The organism is Marinobacterium maritimum, from assembly GCF_039523155.1.
Lineage (GTDB): Bacteria > Pseudomonadota > Gammaproteobacteria > Pseudomonadales > Balneatricaceae > Marinobacterium > Marinobacterium maritimum.
The window spans coordinates 676,937-693,076 of the sequence record NZ_BAAAET010000002.1; the positions used below are offsets into that span (position 1 = coordinate 676,937).

Below are 16,140 nucleotides of genomic sequence, written 5' to 3' on the forward strand. Positions count from 1 at the left end.
CTTATTCTCCCTGGCGAGTCGAGGTAATGGTTCGGCTGAGCAGGATCACCGGCACTATGCCGACCAGCACAATCAGCAGCGCCGCCAGTGCGCTGGTTTCCAGCATCTCATCCGACGCATACTGGTACACGTAGGTGGCCAGCGTATCGTAGTTGAATGGGCGCAGAATCAGCGTTGCCGGCAACTCCTTCATGCCATCCACGAATACCACCAGCAGGGCGGTCAGCAGGCCGCCTCGAATCAGTGGCAGGTGTACCCGACGCAGGGTTTGCAGCGGATTCAGGCCCAGGGAGCGCGAGGCCATGTCCATGCTCGGTGTTACCTTGGCCAGCGACGATTCAACACTGCCGGACGAGACGGCAAGGAAGCGGACGCAATAGGCAAAGACGATCGCGAAGGGGGTGCCGCTGAGCAGCAGGCCGGTGCCGAAACCAAAGTGCTCGCGCATGAAGGCGTCGATGCTGTTGTCGAAGGCGGCCAGTGGGATGATCACGCCGATTGCCAGTACTGCGCCGGGCAGGGCATAGCCGAGGCTGCTTAGACGTGTGGCCAGTGCCAGTGACCTGAAGCTCGGGTAGAGACGTTTGCTGTAGGCCAGAATTACAGCAACGCCGACCGTGAGCAGGGCGGCCAGAGCTGACAGGATGAAGCTGTGGCTGGCGTGGGCCAGAAAGTCTGATTCGGTAAACTGGTCAAGGCGCGGCAGCGCATAGCTGCCCAACACCAGGAAGGGGATCAGAAAGCCCAGCAGCACCGGCAGGGCGCAGGTCAGTGTTGCCAGCCAGGAGTTGAGTGGTGACAGCGTATAGCGGTCGATGCTGCGGAAGCGGTCGCTGGCGTTGAACTGTTTCTGACGCGAGCGTGCGATTCGCTCCAGACTGATCAGCATGATTACGAACACCATCATCAGCGTGGCGATCTGTGCAGCAGCCCCCAGGTTGCCCATGTTGAGCCAGGCGTCATAGATCCCGGCCGACAGGCTTTTCACCGCAAAGTAATCCACGGTGCCAAAATCGTTCAGGGTCTCCATCGAGACCAGTGACAGCCCCACTGCCACGGCGGGGCGAGCAATCGGCAAGGAGACACGGTAGAAGCTCTGCCACGGCGTACAGCCGAAGATGCGGCTAGCGTCGCGGATGCTCATCGACTGCTCGAGAAAGCTGGCGCGAGAGAGCAGGTAGACATAAGGATAGAGCACCAGCGTCAGCATGCTGATGGCGCCACCCAGACTGCGAATCTCCGGGAACCAGTAATCCCGGGCGGTTTGCCAGCCGAACAGCTCGCGCAGAAAGGTCTGCACCGGGCCGGCGTACTCCAGCAGGTCGGTATACAGGTAGGCGATCAGGTAGGCCGGCATGGCGAAGGGCAGCAACAGAGCCCATTCGAACAGGCGCCTGCCGGGAAAGTTGCACATGGTAACCAGCCATGCACTGCCGACGCCGATCATCACCGACAGGCCGCCGACACCGGCCAGCAACAACAGGGTGGTCTTGATATAGACCGGCAGAATGGTGTCGACCAGGTGCGGCCAGATGTTTTCACTGGGAAACAGGGCCAGCCAGAACACGGCGAGCACCGGCAACATCACCAGAATGGCGCTGCCCCAGGCAACCGAATACCAGCCCGGCATAAAGCGGCGAGGCTTGCGGGTATCGACGAGTGGTGCGGCAGCGGTAGCGGTGATATCGGTCATGATTCGGTCAGGCGCACAAAAACGGTAGCCGGGAAGACTACCGTTTCAGCGTGTAACTGTCGATTATTCAGCAACAAATCAGTTGTCGAAGCCGACCTTGTCCACCAGACGGGAAGCCTCGGCACGGTGTTTGACCACGTCGCCCAGGTTGACTTCATCAGCCTTGAATTCGCCCATGTGCTCTTTCAGCAGATCGGACCACTCGATGCCCGGACGAACAGGGAACTCGAAGTTGACTTCGGCGTACATCTTCTGGGCCTTTTCACTGGTCAGGAATTCGATCAGTTTGACGGCAGCTTCCGGGTGCGGCGCATGCTTGGCCAGAGCCGCACCGGAGATGCTCATGTGCGCACCGCGGTCGTCCTGGTTCGGGAACACCAGGTTAACGGACTTGGCCCACTCGACCTGTTCCGGCTCTTTCTCATTGGTCAGCATCTTGCCGTAGTAGTAGGTGTTACCCAGCGCGAGGTCACACTGGCCTTCCTTGACCGCTTTTACCTGAGCACGGTCATTACCCTGTGGGCGACGAGCCAGGTTTTCCTTGACGGCGGCCAGCCACTGCTCGGCCTGCTCGGCACCGTCGTGCTCGACGATGGAACCGATCAGAGACAGGTTGTAAGAGTGTTTGCCGCTGCGGGTACAGATACGCCCCTTCCATTTCGGATCGGCCAGCTCTTCGTAGCTTGTGATCTCGCCCGGCTCAACACGATCCTTGGAGGCATAGATGATGCGCGAGCGGGCAGTCAGGCCGACCCACTTGTCTTCCTTGGAGCGATAGTGAGCCGGTACGTTGGCATCGATCAGATCGCTGTCGATCGGAGCCACCAGGTCGCGTTCAACGGCATCATGCAGCGGGCCGATATCAGAAGTCAGGATGACGTCAGCCGGGGAGTTGGCGCCTTCATGTTCCAGGCGTTCCAGCAGGCCCTTTTTGGAAAAGATGACGTTGGCCTTGATGCCGGTTTCGGCGGTGAAGGCTTCCAGCAGCGGCTTGATCAGGAACTCCTGACGATAGGAGTAGATGTTCACCTCGTCAGCTGCCTGAGCAACGCTGCCCAGAGTTGAGAGAGCCAAACCTGCCAGTAGTACTTTTTTCGCGATCATCGGTGTCTCCATTACAACCGGGTGGGGGAGGCCCGGAATCGAGGTGTTAAAAACTTAATGCGAATTGTTATCAGTTTTGATTCTTATGTCAATGGTATTGCGTATGATTCTTGTTTTCGATCTATGGCAATGGATTATAAAGAGCTTTGTCCTGGTTATACCTTGCGCTGGATCACGTCCTGTTGAATCAGAGCTCCAGTGGGAAGAGCCGGGACAGCAGTACCGGTACCGCTGTTTCAACCCTGAGAATACGAGGGCCGAGATGAATGGCTTCCAGGCCTGCCTCGCGCAGTTTCTCGACTTCGTAGGCGATGAAGCCCCCTTCGGGGCCGATTGCCAGCGTCGTCGGCTCGCTGGTTGGAGCCGGGCAGGGCTGGGCATCATAGGGGTGAGCGACCAGGGCGCGGGTGTTGCGCGCCAATGCAGGCAGTTCATCCTCGACAAAGGGCTTGAAGCGCTTGCGCAGGTGAATGCGTGGCAAGCGGGTATCGCCGGCCTGCTCCAGTCCCAGCAGCAGATGTTCGCGAGCTTTCTCCGGGCGCAGGATCGGTGTTGACCAGTAGCTCTTGTCGACGCGGTAGGAGTTGATCAGCCAGAGGTCCTTGACGCCGAGCGTCGCCACAGTTTCCAGCGTGCGCTTGAGCATCTTGGGGCGTGGCAGGGCCATGATCAGCTGCAGAGGGAGTGGTTTGGGTGGCGCCTGATTGAGGCGGACATTCAACTCCACCTGCCGTTCAGATATTGCGACGACTTCACCCTCGCCAGTCATGCCGTTGAGAACACCAACGCGAAAGCGTTCACCGACCTGAGCCTGATGCACGCTGCGCATGTGCTGGAAGCGCCGGTCGTGGATGCGTACACGGTGAGGGTCGATGAAGTCAGAAACGTACAGCAGGATCAGGTTCACGGGCATTACCGGGCAGGAAAAGCGCCGATCATAGCATCACTGCATGATCGGCGCAGGGGTCAGGCGATCTCCAGTTTTTTCAGTCGGTAGGCCAGCTGCGGGCGCGTCATGCCAAGCAGTCGGGCGGCTTGGGACACATTACCGTCAGCGCGCTCCATGGCACTGCGGATCAGCTGCTCCTCCATCTGCTCAAGGCTGAACTCATCGTTGAGCAGCTGTTCGCACAGCTCCGACTGGGACAGGCCGTCCTGCGGCTGGCTATTGGCGATTTGCTGTGCCAGCACCCCTTGACGGTTGATGCTATTGAGCGGATGGGTCGGCTCAGACAGTGACGGGAAAAATGCATCAAGGTCGATGGTGTGGTTGTTATCGGTGAGAATTACTCCACGCTCGATCATATTTTCCAGTTCGCGGATATTGCCGGGCCACTTGTAGTGCATCAGCGCCTGAGTTGCCTTGTCCGATACGCCCAGGGTGCGTTTGTTGTAGAGCGTGTGGTACTTCTTCAGGAAGTGGCTAACCAGCAGGGGAATATCTTCCGTTCGGTCACGCAAGGGCGGAATGTGTACCGGGTAGACATTGAGCCGGAAGAAGAGGTCAGCACGGAACTTGCCATCGCTGACTGCCTGTTCCAGGTCCTCGTTGGCAGCTGCGACGACGCGGACATCAATGCGCCGGGTGCGGGTATCCCCGACACGCTCCATCTCGCTTTCCTGCAGTACCCGCAGCAGGCTTGCCTGGGCACGGGGGGACAGTTCGACCACCTCATCGAGGAAAATGGTACCGCCGTTGGCGCGCTCGAACTTGCCCTCCCGTGACTGGGTTGCGCCGGTAAAGGCACCCTTTTCAACACCGAACAGTTCGGCCTCAATCAGGTCGGGTGGAATGCAGGCGCAGTTGACGGCCACGAACGGCTTGTCGGCCCGGTCAGAGCTTTGGTGGAGTCCCTTGGCGACGACTTCCTTGCCGACACCGGTTTCGCCCTGAAGCAGAACGGTGACCCGGCTGGTGGAGGCGCGCCTGATCATCTGACAGACATTCTTGAAAGCGCCGGACTGGCCAACGGAGTTGAACAGCAGGTCTTCGCTATGATCGCTGTTGCGGAAGTTGTTCTTCAGCTCACTGAGCTCGCTTTGCAGGCTGAACAGCTCGTCGGCAATGGGGTCGGGCAGCAGGTAACGTTCCAGCTCGGCCTGGTCTTCCCACTCATCGGCAGGGCGGCCGACAATATGGCAGTGGTCGTGTCCCATACCGGCACACTGGGTCTCCTTGAAGATGATGTTTCGGCCCATAAAGTAGGTGGTATAGCCGCTGGCATAGCCGATCAGCGTCCAGCAGATCGGCTCGTCGGCAGGGCCGAAATCCTGCAGATGAACGTCTGCTTCGTAGGAGTCGAACCAGTCAAACTCTGCATGGAAATGGCCGCTATCTATATCCAAATCCAGGGAAACAGGCTTTACGTTAACCATTCCCTTGATGCAGTGCAGCTGCGGCCCGACAAAGAAGGCATCTTTCTTCGACATGTCCGGACGGATCTTGTCGACCAGTTCGGCATCTTTCCAGCCTGAGTGATAACCAAAGCGCATCAGGAAGCCCTTGGCTCTCTCGACTCCCAGTGTCTGAACCAGCTCCTTGCGCAACAGTCCCATCACACTTGAATGGATTAGCAGCATACGTTGCTCATTGAGCCAGACCTTTCCCTGGTCGCTCTCAAAGCGGATCTGGGACAGCAGATCACTGCTGCCCGGAAACTCGAGTGATTGCGTGTTAGCCATAGTTTTTTTTATACCGGCTGTTGGCGGTGTTTGTTCATTGAGTGGACGGCAGGTCCGCCTTTTATTGTTGAAACATTTCGCCTTGGTTTGGAAGGGAAAGCATTCAGCATACACCCAAAGTCTTATGACACTCCAGCGGTTAAAAAATAGCCGCTCTGATCATTTGATCAAAAAAATATCCGGTTTTTTTACCATTTGATCAGGTGATAAAAAATCCCGATCGACCAAATGCAACTCTTTGTTGCGCATTTTGATCCGTGGTTTTTGTTTTTTTATTCTTTGAAAATCAACGCCTTAGGGTTTTATTTCAAATCACAGTCCCCTGTTGAGTCACGATTTGGCATGCCTGTTGCTGTTGTACTGGGTGAACATGCGTTGATGAGCAGAGGATAACAATGACAAAACTCTCACAGCACAAAAGCAACGATGACCTGCCCAAGCGGCAGAGCTTTGATCGCTTGACGAAATATATCCGGGTACGCAGCGAGCCGGATGCCCGCTTTGTCGAATTCGATTTTGCCATTGGTGATCCCTCCCTGTTCGTCGAGCTGGTGATGCCCAAGGGGGCTTTTGAGGCCTTCTGCAATGCCAACGACGTTGTGCCCATGACTGAAGAACAGATCCGTGCTGTCGACGCCGAGATGGAAAAGTGGCGCTACGGCGAGGAGACGCTGATGTCGCACAACCACAACCGAGCTTCCGAATAACAACAACTGCAGCCTGGGAAGAGTTCCATGACCATTGAGATCAAAACCGCCACGCTGGAACCGGTCCGCAATACCTACGCCAACGTAGAGCGTCGCTTCGGCGACAAGCCGGCGACCCGCTATCAGGAGGCAACCTATGACCTCCAGTCCGAAACCAATTTTCATTACCGCCCGCTGTGGCAGCCGGAGCTGGAGCTGAACGATCCGCGCCGTACCTCCATCGTGATGAGCGACTGGTACGCGTTCAAGGATCCGCGCCAGTTCTACTACGGTGCCTACGTGCAACAGCGCGCCAAGATGCAGGAAGTGGCCGAAAGCAACTATGCCTTCTTCGAGAAGCGGGATCTGGCCCGTTTCCTCAGTGACGAGGTGCGTGCTCAGGTGATCCGCTTCCTGGTGCCGCTGCGCCATGTCGAGCACACCGCCAACCTGAACAACATGTATGGCACGGCCTACGGTTTTGGTACCGCGATTACACAGGCGCTGCTGTTCAATGGCATGGACCGTCTGGGCATGGCTCAGTATCTGTCGCGTATCGGTTTGATCCTTGATGGAAATTCAGGCGATGCCCTGGCCGAAGCCAAGCAGCAGTGGCTGGAAGCGGATATCTGGCAGGGACTTCGTGCCCTGTGCGAGGAAACGCTGGTGACCGAGGACTGGTTCGAAGTGATGCTGGCGCAAAACCTGGTGATGGATGCCCTGGTGACGGATCTGGTCTATCGCCAGTTCGACCAGAAGTTGAGTGAAGCGGGTGCCCAGGATATCGCCATGCTGACCGAGTTCATGCAGTTGTGGAATAAGGACGCCATCCGCTGGATGGATTCTGTGCTGAAGACCGCGGCTGCCGAGTCGGATGAAAACCAGGCGCTGCTGAAACAGTGGATCGAGAAATGGCGTGGCAAGGCTGCTGAAGCGCTGGCGCCGCTGGCCGAGGCGATGCTCGGTGCTGAGGCCCTCAACGAGGCGCTGGCACAGCTGGACAAGCGGGTCGCCAAAGCAGGCATCAAATAACCATCCGGCATCACATAACAACAAGGAATCCGAGCCATGTCCAAAGTTTATATCGCACTGCAGGATAACGATGAATCCCGCTACATCGTCGAAGCAATCGAGGAAGACAACCCCGAGTCAACCGTGATCCACATGCCCGCCATGATCCGCATCGAAGCCGAGAATTTCCTGGCGGTGAAGCGTGAAACCGTGGAAGAGAAGATGGGCCGCGACTGGGACGTGCAGGAGCTGCACGTCAACCTGATCACCCTCGGTGGCAACGTGGACGAAGACGACGATCAGCTGACGCTGACCTGGAACGAATAACAATAAGGTGAACCCGATGGCAGCCAAGAAACTCAACATCAAAGATAAATACCGCCTGTTGACCCGTGATCTGGACTGGGAGTTCTCCTATCAGGATCGCAACAAGGCGTTCCCGTTCGAGGAGTTCGAAGGGATCAAGATTACCGACTGGTCCAAGTGGGAAGACCCCTTCCGCCTGACCATGGACGCCTACTGGAAGTACCAGGCCGAGAAGGAGCGCAAGCTCTACGCGATTTTCGATGCCTTTGCTCAGAACAATGGTCAGCTGAACATCTCCGATCCGCGTTATGTCAACGCGTTGAAGATCTTTCTGACCGGCGTTTCGCCGCTGGAATACCAGGCGTTCCAGGGCTTTGCCCACACCGGCCGTCAGTTCGGCGGCGTCGGTGCCCGCGTCGCCTGCCAGATGCAGTCGATCGATGAGCTGCGTCACGTGCAGACGCAGGTTCACGCCATGAGCCACTACAACAAGTTCTTCGACGGCCTGCAGGACTGGTCGCACATGCACGACCGCGTCTGGTACCTGTCCGTGCCCAAGTCGTTCTTCAACGATGCCCGTGCCGCCGGCCCGTTCGAATTCATGGTGGCGATCGGCTTCAGCTTCGAATATGTGCTGACCAACCTGCTGTTTGTACCCTTCATGTCCGGTGCCGCCTACAACGGCGACATGGCGACGGTAACCTTCGGTTTCTCCGCCCAGTCCGACGAAGCGCGTCACATGACCCTGGGTCTGGAAGTGATCAAGTTCCTCCTCGAGCAGCATGAAGACAATGTGCCGATCGTGCAGAAGTGGATCGACAAGTGGTTCTGGCGCGGCACCCGTCTGCTCACCATCGTTTCGATGATGATGGACTACATGCTGCCCAACAAGGTGATGAGCTGGAAAGAGGCCTGGGAGGTCTACTTCGAGGAGGCCGGCGGCGCCCTGTTCAAGGACCTGGCGCGCTACGGCATCCGCATGCCGAAGTATGCCGATATCATCGAAAAGGAAAAAGAGCACGTTTCGCATCAGGCCTGGTGGACCTTCTACACCCATGGTCATGCGGCCGGTTTCCACACCTGGATCCCGACTGACGAAGAGCTGGATTGGCTGAGCGAGAAGTACCCGGAAACCTTCGACAAGTACTACCGTCCGCGCTGGGAACTGGCCAAGGAGATGGAAGCCAAGGGTGAGCGTTTCTACACCAAGGCACTGCCGCAGCTGTGCACTACCTGCCAGATCCCTATGCTGTTCACCGAAATGGATAACCCGACTCAGATCAGTTACCGCGACTCTATCTACAAGGGTGATCGCTATCACTTCTGTTCCGATGGCTGCAAGGACATCTTCGACGACGAGCCGGAGAAGTTCGTTCAGTCCTGGCTGCCGGTGCACCAGATTTTCCAGGGCAACTGCGGTGGTCCGGGTGTCGAGGACATCCTGCGCGACTACTACCAGATGAATGTCGGTGTGGACAACATGGACATCAAGGGTTCGCCGGACGAAGAGCGGTGGAAGAAGTGGAAAGGGGTAGCTTAAGCCCCCGTTTTTCACCTGACACCCGGAACAATTCAAGAGAGGGGCTGACCGCTGGTCGGCCCCGGATCTGAGGATAAGAATAATGCCAGTACAAGCCATTACGCCGGATTACACCGGCGACATCAAAGACCGTTTGGAAAACTTCCACGGCAACCAGGTCGTATATGTGGGCTGGGACCATCACCTGATGTTCTGTGCCGCTTTTGCCTACCCGCTGCCGCCGGAAACGCCTTTCCGTGCCTTGATTGAAAATGTGATGCCGGAAGGTTTCTCACTGCATCCCGAGTGGGACCAGATCGATTGGTCGAACACCACCTGGCTGCTGGACGGCGAACCGTTCGAACCGCAGCTGGATGTGTCGCTCAAGGATCAGGGTATCGGCCACAAATCCCTGTTGCGCTTCCAGACCCCGGATCTCAAGGGTTACAAGAGCGCCGGAGTCTGAGGAGAGTAGTCATGAGTTACGAAGTGACCGTAGAACCGACCGGTGATGTGATCGAAGTGGATGAAGGGCAGACCATTCTGGATGCCGCCTTGCGCCAGGGTGTCTGGTTGCCCTTCGCCTGTGGTCATGGCACCTGTGCCACCTGCAAGGTGCAGGTGCTGGAGGGCGATGCCGACGTGGGCAACGCCTCTCCCTTCGCGCTGATGGACATGGAGCGTGACGAGGGCAAGGTGCTGGCCTGCTGCGCCATGCCGGAGTCCGACATGGTAATCGAGGCCGATATCGACGTGGATCCCGACTTTGCCGGCTATCCGGTACGCGACTTCGTCGGCACCGTGACCGATATCGTCGAGCTGTCGCCGACCATCAAGGGAATCACCTTCGAACTGGACGACGACATGGAGTTCCAGGCCGGCCAGTACATCAACCTGCGTATTCCCGGTGTTGAAGGCACCCGAGCCTTCTCCATTGCCAACAAGCCGTCCGACAGCCGCACGCTGGAACTGCATGTGCGCCTGGTACCGAACGGCGCCGGTACCACCTGGCTGCATGAAACCCTGCAGGTGGGCGATACCCTGGATGTATCCGGTCCCTACGGTCAGTTCTTTGTACGCAAGTCCGACGAACAAGGCGCGATCTTTATCGCTGGCGGCTCGGGGCTGTCCAGCCCTCAGTCGATGATCCTCGATATGCTGGAGGAAGGGGACAAGCGCGAGATCTACCTGTTCCAGGGTGCGCGCAATGTGGCCGAACTGTACAACCGCGAACTGTTCGAAGCGCTGGATCGTGAGCATGACAACTTTCACTACATTCCGGCATTGAACGAGCCGCTGGAAGAGGAGCAGTGGGACGGTTTCAAGGGCTTCGTTCATGAAGCCGCGATCAAGTACTTCGATAATCGTTTCAGTGGCCACAAGGCCTACCTGTGCGGGCCGCCACCGATGATCGACGCCGCGATCACAGCCCTGATGCAGGGGCGTCTTTTCGAACGCGACATCCATATGGAACGCTTCCTGACCGCCGCTGACGGCGCCGAGGAGCAGACCCGGTCGGCATTGTTTAAGCGAATTTAAGGTTAAGAGGATCTGAGTTTAAACGGATCTGAACCAGCGACGGCGGCGGTGGCAACGTCCGCATTCGGGATTACATGTTCCCACCGCAGCCGCTGGCAGGCCCCGCCTGAATGTCTGATGATCGGGTAGAGCCGATGCCCGGGACCCGGGCAGAAAAAGAGGTCGCGTCATGAATAACAATAATCAAACGCACCCCGATGCGGAGGTGCCGACAGTTCATCACATCGCGCTCGACGAGAACGATTCAGGTTTTCGAGCCAGTCCGGATGTCAGCGTGCTGGTAGCGATGGAGCGGGCCGGGCAGCAGCTGATACCGGTTGGCTGCCGCGGCGGCGGTTGCGGCAAGTGCCGAATTCGCGTTTTGCAGGGGAATTACTTCAGTAAACGGATGAGCCGTGCCTGGATTTCGCCGCAACAGGAGGCTGAAGGCACGGTGCTGGCCTGCCGGGTATTCGCCCGCAGTGATCTTGTGATTGAACCAGACCCGCCCGAAATCGGCACCAGCTGCCACACGGCGGATCGAACCGACGGCTAATAGAACAATAAAAGGTGAAGAGCATGAAAAAAGGTGTAATGCGTCCTGGCCATGTACAGATTCGTGTGCTGGATATGGATGAAGCCCTGAAGCACTATGTGGACCTGCTGGGCCTGATCGAGATGGACCGTGACGACCAGGGACGTGTCTACCTGAAAGGCTGGACCGAGGTCGACAAGTTCTCGGTGGTGCTGCGTGAAGCCGACCAGCCAGGGATGGACTTCATGGGGTTCAAGTGCCTGGATGAAGACACGCTGGACCGCCTGCACGAGGAACTGGTCGCTTTCGGCTGCGCCGTGGATGTTATTCCCGAGGGTGAGCTCAAGGACTGTGGTCGCCGTCTGCGCTTCACGGCTCCCAGCGGGCATGATTTCGAACTGTATGCGACCAAACAGCAGACCGGTAAATGGGGCCTGTCTGACCGCAACCCGGAAGCCTGGCCGCGCGGTCTGCAGGGTATGAAAGCGACGCGCTTCGACCACTGCCTGCTGTATGGCACCAACCTGGATAAAACTCTTGAACTGTTCCGCGATGTGCTCGGCTTTGACCTGGCAGAGCAGGTCGTCACGCCGGATGGCACGCGCGTGGCGCAGTTCCTGACAGCCAGCATGAAGGCTCACGATGTGGCGTTCATCGATCATCCGGAACCGGGCAAGTTCCACCACGCGTCCTTCTTCCTGGAAACCTGGGAAGATGTGCTGCGCGCGGCCGACCTGATCTCGATGACCGATACCTCGATCGATATTGGGCCGACCCGTCATGGCCTGACCCATGGCAAGACCATCTACTTCTTCGATCCGTCCGGCAACCGTACCGAGGTGTTCTGCGGTGGTGACTACCATTACCCGGACCACGAGCCGGTTACCTGGGATGCTGATGAGCTGGGTAAGGCGATCTTCTACCATGACCGCCAGCTCAATGAGCGCTTCCTGACGGCGCTGACCTGATCAGTCCGCCCTGGTGGAGGCTTCGCTCGCAGAGCAAGCTTCCATTCCTTGGCTGTGTTGCGCAGGTCTTCTGCAGTGGGGGAGCTCATGTGGGCGCGCAGTCTGTGCGCAAACAAACCCTCCACTTTTAAGTAAACGCCCCTCATTTGAGGGGCGTTTCAGTGTCTGGATCAGTCCATAGTTGGGTAGTCGATATATCCTTCAGGGGTCGAAGCATAAAAGGTGGAAGGATCCTGCTCGTTCCACTCGGCGCCCTTGGAAATGCGCGCGGCCAAGTCTGGATTGGCGATGTAGGGTTTGCCGAAGGCTACGGCATCCGCATGTCCCTCGGTCACATAAGATTGAGCTGATTCCCCGGTAAAGGCTTCGTTAGCGATATACACCCCACCAAAGCGTGCTTTCAGCATTGGGCTGATACTGTCCTCAGCAACATGCTCGCGGGTACAGATGAAGGCCAGGCCGCGTTTGCCCAGCTCTTCGGCCACATAACCATAGGTCTCTTCGCGGTTGCTACAGCTGACATAGTGGGCATCGGCGCGTGGGGACAGGTGCATGCCGACCCGGTCGGCGCCCCAGACTGATACTACGGCATCGGTGACTTGCAGCATCAGGCGGGCACGGTTTTCCAGTGAACCGCCGTACTGGTCAGTACGCTGGTTGGTGCCGTCAAGCAGGAACTGCTCCAGCAGGTAGCCGTTGGCGCCGTGGATCTCGACGCCGTCGAAGCCCGCGCGCTTGGCGTTTTCGGCGCCCTTACGGTAGGCCTCAATGATGCCCGGAATTTCATCGGTTTCCAGTGCGCGTGGCGTAACGTATTCAGTCTTCGGACGGATCAGGCTGACATGGCCATCAGGCTTGATGGCGCTGGGGGCAACCGGAGTCTCACCGTTCAGGTAACTGGGGTGGGAGATGCGACCCACATGCCAGAGCTGCAGCACGATCAGGCCGCCTTCGGCATGCACCGCATCGGTGACTTGCTTCCAGCCTTCAACCTGAGCATCCGACCAGATACCCGGCGTGTCGGGGTAACCGACGGCCATGGGGGTGATCGAGGTGGCTTCGGAGATGATCAGGCCGGCGTTCGCGCGCTGGCGGTAATACTCCACCATCAAGTCGCCGGGGACACGCTCGGCCTCGGCGCGGCAGCGGGTCAGCGGGGCCATGACGATACGGTTGCGCAGCGGCAGGGCACCTGCCTGCAGGGGATCAAACAGGGTTGGCATCGGTCACTCCACATGATCTGTAATAGGTATTACAGATCATGTGGGTGCGGCGCCCGTTTTTCAAGCGCCGATTTTGCAATCGTGCGGTTACGCCTGCTGCAGGCGCTTGCCGGAGAGGTTGCCGATGATGCCACCGGCCACCATGAACACCAGGAAGATCCAGCCGGACAGCGAGAAGTTGGCGATCGGGGTGAACAGGGCACCCACATTGCAGCCGTTGGCAAAGCGGGTTCCCAGCCCCATCGCCAGACCTGCAATGATCAGCAGTACCGCTTCCTTCAGGCCCAAACGCATTTTCGACATGCCACTGAAGAAACGGCCGGCCAGCAGCAGAGACACCACTGAGCCCAGCATGATGCCGAGGTTCTGTACGTTCACTGGATGGCTGAAGAACGGCATGGTGAATACCTGTACCGGGCGGTGAGTGAACTCGGCGATGGCAGCCGGATCGGCACCGAAGGCGATCAGCAGGCGGCCAAACCAGAAGCCGAATGGGGAAGACGCGCCCCAGCCGGCACCGGTCACCCCCATCAGCAGAGTAAACAGCACTACGATCACGGCGATGCCAGTGGTCATCGACCAGCGGGATACAAACAGGGCTTCATAGGTCTGGCGGCTGAAGAAGGGATGCTGGCCCAGGTTGTATGAGGGTTGTTCTTCCTGTGCCTTCTCGGCGGCGACTCCGATATAGGTGTCGTTACGACGGCGGCGCTGCTCATAGCGGTGTGCCAGCCAGCTGACGATGGCGGCCAGGAACGCGGTCAGTAGAATAGCGCCGAAATATCCCTTCATCGGGTCATTCGGGAACAGGTCCGGCAGGTAAACACCCTGGTTGGCGTAGGTCTGGGTGGAGACCAGGGTATCGGTGATCCACGGCTGGGTAGCCTGCAGTGGGAAGCCGAGGAACACACCCGCGCCAAAGCAGGTCAGGATTAGCGCCGGGCGGGTCAGGTTACTGGAGAAATAGGTCAGTACGCCAGACGCGCAGCAGCTGGCGAAGGACATGCCGAACCCAAACAGCAAGCCACCCAGGATCAGGCCAGCGTTGATCGGGTTGACCCAGAGATCCAGGTCCCTGGGGTTCTGGTTGTACAGAAACGCAGTGCTGGCGACGGCAGTAGCCGTGAACATCAGCATCAGACCACGCATCAGCTTGGTGGAACCGGCACGGTAGGCCCGGTTAACGCTGCCGGCAAAGCCCAGCGCGGCGCGAGTCAGGGCGTAGCCCAGGCCGAGGCCGATCAGCAGGCGGAAAAAAATATCGGGCTGCAGTGCCAGACCACCGACGCTCAGAATAAGGGTAAGGAGCAGAAATCCGCTCAGATTTTCAACTTTGTTCATGGGGTGTTCCGCTAGGGTAAAACAACCGGGCTGGTATCAGGAGGAGATCAAGCCCAATGGAGGATGGCAATGCTAATTCTTTTCAGATATGGATCAATATTGTGTAAAGACTAATATGTAATAAGCAAATAACCAGGGTGCGGCATAGATGAATACATATTGGAGAAAGTTGCCGGCCACGTGGCCGTTCTCCGGGAGGGGTACAAAGAAGCCAGCGCTGCCGGTCCTGGTCGGTCAACTGCCGGCCATTTTATAAAAAAAGCATATCGCCGTGCGGAGCTATTAACGATTTGCGCAATTCCCTATGGAGTCTTTGATTATTTGATTAACCTGATTTGATGAACTGCGCAGGTGTTCACGGAATCTGTATGCTTGCTGCCTGTTGTGTCTTTGGTTAACCCATTGTTTTGTAAATAAATCACGCATTTTTCAGGGGTGTTTATTAATTCTGGCACAGCTGTTGCTCTATCTGGATGAAGCCGAACATTCGTGCCCATTCATCCAGAAGAACAACAAATGATGAAACCAGAAGCAGAAACCCATGTTGGCAGCCGTGTAGTCGCACGCCTGTCTCAACAGAATCTCGCTCGGGAAACCAACCGTCTGTTGCAGGCGGTGGCTCTGGGCGGTTGTGCATTTCTCCTGACCGCGTGCGAAGCACCGCTGAACCTGACCGGTGTCGATCAGGAGCTCAATAAATCCATTCGCCGAACCGATCAAATTCAGGCGCTGGCTGCGACGGAAAAGCTCCAGATTGCTGTCGGAAATGATGGTCTCGTCTTGACCCGCCAGGGCTCGGGAGCATCCTGGCAGCGACAGATACTGGAGGGTGCGCCCAACCTGATTGATGTGGAAGCCTGTCCTGATGGCTCACTGATTGCCCTGAGTTTCGAGCGCCAGCTCTGGATGGCTGATGCCCGAGGCCAGCAGTGGCACAAATCGGATCTGCCGACGCCGGAAAATTTGCTTGATGCCGAGTGCGCTTCCGATGGCAGCTACTGGGCGGTGGGCAGCTTCTCCACGTTGGTGGTCAGCAGAGATGGCGGTGAGAGCTGGTCCGAGACCAGTCTCAATGAAGATGCCATGATCACCTCAATCCAGTTCCTTAATGATCAGACCGCCTATGCTACCGGCGAATTCGGTCTGGTAGCGCGCACGGATGATGGCGGCCGGAACTGGGAGACCCTCGACTACATCCCCAACGACTTCTATCCCCAGGCTGCCCATTTCAGCTCCCGTGAAAGCGGCTGGGTAGTGGGCCTGGATGGCATGGTGCTGCATACCCGTGATGCGGGTCTGAGCTGGCAGGCTGAGAGCACACCAGTGGTGGCGCCGCTCTACGGCATTGCCGAGACCGATGCTGGTCTGTTCGCGCTGGGCGAGAACGGCACTTTACTGACTCGAAGCGACAACCACTGGAGTCAGGTCGAGACCCCGGCCATGCCGGTCTGGCTGCGTTCAGCGGTCGGGCAGGCCAATGGTGAACTGCTTGTCGCCGGCGGGGCCGGCACGCTGATGTCACTGCCCATACAATAATAACAACGCGACGGTTCT

15 protein-coding genes are annotated in these 16,140 nt (G+C 57.8%); 9 read left to right on the plus strand and 6 right to left on the minus strand.

Annotated features, from left to right (window positions below; translation table 11 throughout):
* Nucleotide 1: 1 nt before the first annotated feature.
* From ABD013_RS09500 to ABD013_RS09515, 4 genes are all read right to left on the minus strand, one after another.
* A complete protein-coding gene (locus ABD013_RS09500) occupies nt 2-1,693 on the minus strand; it encodes an ABC transporter permease (protein WP_343805209.1) in 1,692 nt (563 codons plus the stop codon).
* 78 nt (nt 1,694-1,771) lie between these two features.
* Nucleotides 1,772-2,797, minus strand: coding sequence for a Fe(3+) ABC transporter substrate-binding protein (locus ABD013_RS09505; protein ID WP_343805211.1), 1,026 nt, complete (start codon nt 2,795-2,797; stop codon nt 1,772-1,774).
* Nucleotides 2,798-2,984: 187 nt separating this feature from the next.
* Nucleotides 2,985-3,704 carry a 16S rRNA (uracil(1498)-N(3))-methyltransferase gene (locus ABD013_RS09510; protein WP_343805213.1) on the minus strand — a complete coding sequence of 240 codons (720 nt, stop codon included), beginning with the start codon at nt 3,702-3,704 and terminating at the stop codon, nt 2,985-2,987.
* Nucleotides 3,705-3,763: 59 nt separating this feature from the next.
* Nucleotides 3,764-5,479 (minus strand): sigma 54-interacting transcriptional regulator, encoded by a 1,716-nt coding sequence (locus ABD013_RS09515; protein WP_343805215.1) that lies wholly within the window; start codon nt 5,477-5,479, stop codon nt 3,764-3,766.
* Nucleotides 5,480-5,874: 395 nt separating this feature from the next.
* Here ABD013_RS09515 and ABD013_RS09520 point away from each other — a divergent pair, with 395 nt between their 5' ends.
* The 8 genes from ABD013_RS09520 to ABD013_RS09555 all read left to right on the plus strand — a co-directional run bounded on the left by ABD013_RS09520 (nt 5,875) and on the right by ABD013_RS09555 (nt 12,022).
* On the plus strand, nt 5,875-6,186 hold the full coding sequence (locus tag ABD013_RS09520; RefSeq protein WP_343805217.1) for a phenol hydroxylase subunit: 312 nt from the start codon (nt 5,875-5,877) through the stop codon (nt 6,184-6,186).
* A gap of 27 nt (nt 6,187-6,213) precedes the next feature.
* Nucleotides 6,214-7,197 carry an aromatic/alkene monooxygenase hydroxylase subunit beta gene (locus ABD013_RS09525; protein ID WP_343805219.1) on the plus strand — a complete coding sequence of 328 codons (984 nt, stop codon included), beginning with the start codon at nt 6,214-6,216 and terminating at the stop codon, nt 7,195-7,197.
* 36 nt (nt 7,198-7,233) lie between these two features.
* Nucleotides 7,234-7,503: an MmoB/DmpM family protein gene (locus ABD013_RS09530; protein ID WP_343805221.1), complete on the plus strand. Its 270-nt coding sequence runs from the start codon at nt 7,234-7,236 to the stop codon at nt 7,501-7,503.
* 16 nt (nt 7,504-7,519) lie between these two features.
* Entirely contained in the window at nt 7,520-9,022 is a 1,503-nt protein-coding gene (locus ABD013_RS09535; protein ID WP_343805223.1) for an aromatic/alkene/methane monooxygenase hydroxylase/oxygenase subunit alpha, read from the plus strand.
* An 82-nt stretch (nt 9,023-9,104) separates the two neighbouring features.
* Nucleotides 9,105-9,467: a phenol hydroxylase subunit P4 gene (locus tag ABD013_RS09540; protein ID WP_343805225.1), complete on the plus strand. Its 363-nt coding sequence runs from the start codon at nt 9,105-9,107 to the stop codon at nt 9,465-9,467.
* An 11-nt stretch (nt 9,468-9,478) separates the two neighbouring features.
* Nucleotides 9,479-10,540, plus strand: coding sequence for an NADH:ubiquinone reductase (Na(+)-transporting) subunit F (locus ABD013_RS09545; protein WP_343805227.1), 1,062 nt, complete (start codon nt 9,479-9,481; stop codon nt 10,538-10,540).
* Nucleotides 10,541-10,709: 169 nt separating this feature from the next.
* Nucleotides 10,710-11,075: a 2Fe-2S iron-sulfur cluster-binding protein gene (locus tag ABD013_RS09550; protein ID WP_343805229.1), complete on the plus strand. Its 366-nt coding sequence runs from the start codon at nt 10,710-10,712 to the stop codon at nt 11,073-11,075.
* A 23-nt stretch (nt 11,076-11,098) separates the two neighbouring features.
* Nucleotides 11,099-12,022: a catechol 2,3-dioxygenase gene (locus ABD013_RS09555; RefSeq protein ID WP_343805231.1), complete on the plus strand. Its 924-nt coding sequence runs from the start codon at nt 11,099-11,101 to the stop codon at nt 12,020-12,022.
* A 170-nt stretch (nt 12,023-12,192) separates the two neighbouring features.
* Here the strand turns inward: ABD013_RS09555 and ABD013_RS09560 are convergent, their stop codons facing one another.
* Both ABD013_RS09560 and ABD013_RS09565 read right to left on the minus strand, forming a co-directional pair.
* Nucleotides 12,193-13,245, minus strand: a complete 1,053-nt coding sequence (locus tag ABD013_RS09560; RefSeq protein ID WP_343805233.1) for an alkene reductase — start codon at nt 13,243-13,245, stop codon at nt 12,193-12,195.
* Nucleotides 13,246-13,332: 87 nt separating this feature from the next.
* Nucleotides 13,333-14,586 carry a YeeE/YedE family protein gene (locus tag ABD013_RS09565; RefSeq protein WP_343805235.1) on the minus strand — a complete coding sequence of 418 codons (1,254 nt, stop codon included), beginning with the start codon at nt 14,584-14,586 and terminating at the stop codon, nt 13,333-13,335.
* Nucleotides 14,587-15,102: 516 nt separating this feature from the next.
* Here ABD013_RS09565 and ABD013_RS09570 point away from each other — a divergent pair.
* A complete protein-coding gene (locus ABD013_RS09570; protein ID WP_343805237.1) occupies nt 15,103-16,122 on the plus strand; it encodes a WD40/YVTN/BNR-like repeat-containing protein in 1,020 nt (339 codons plus the stop codon).
* Nucleotides 16,123-16,140: the final 18 nt, after the last annotated feature.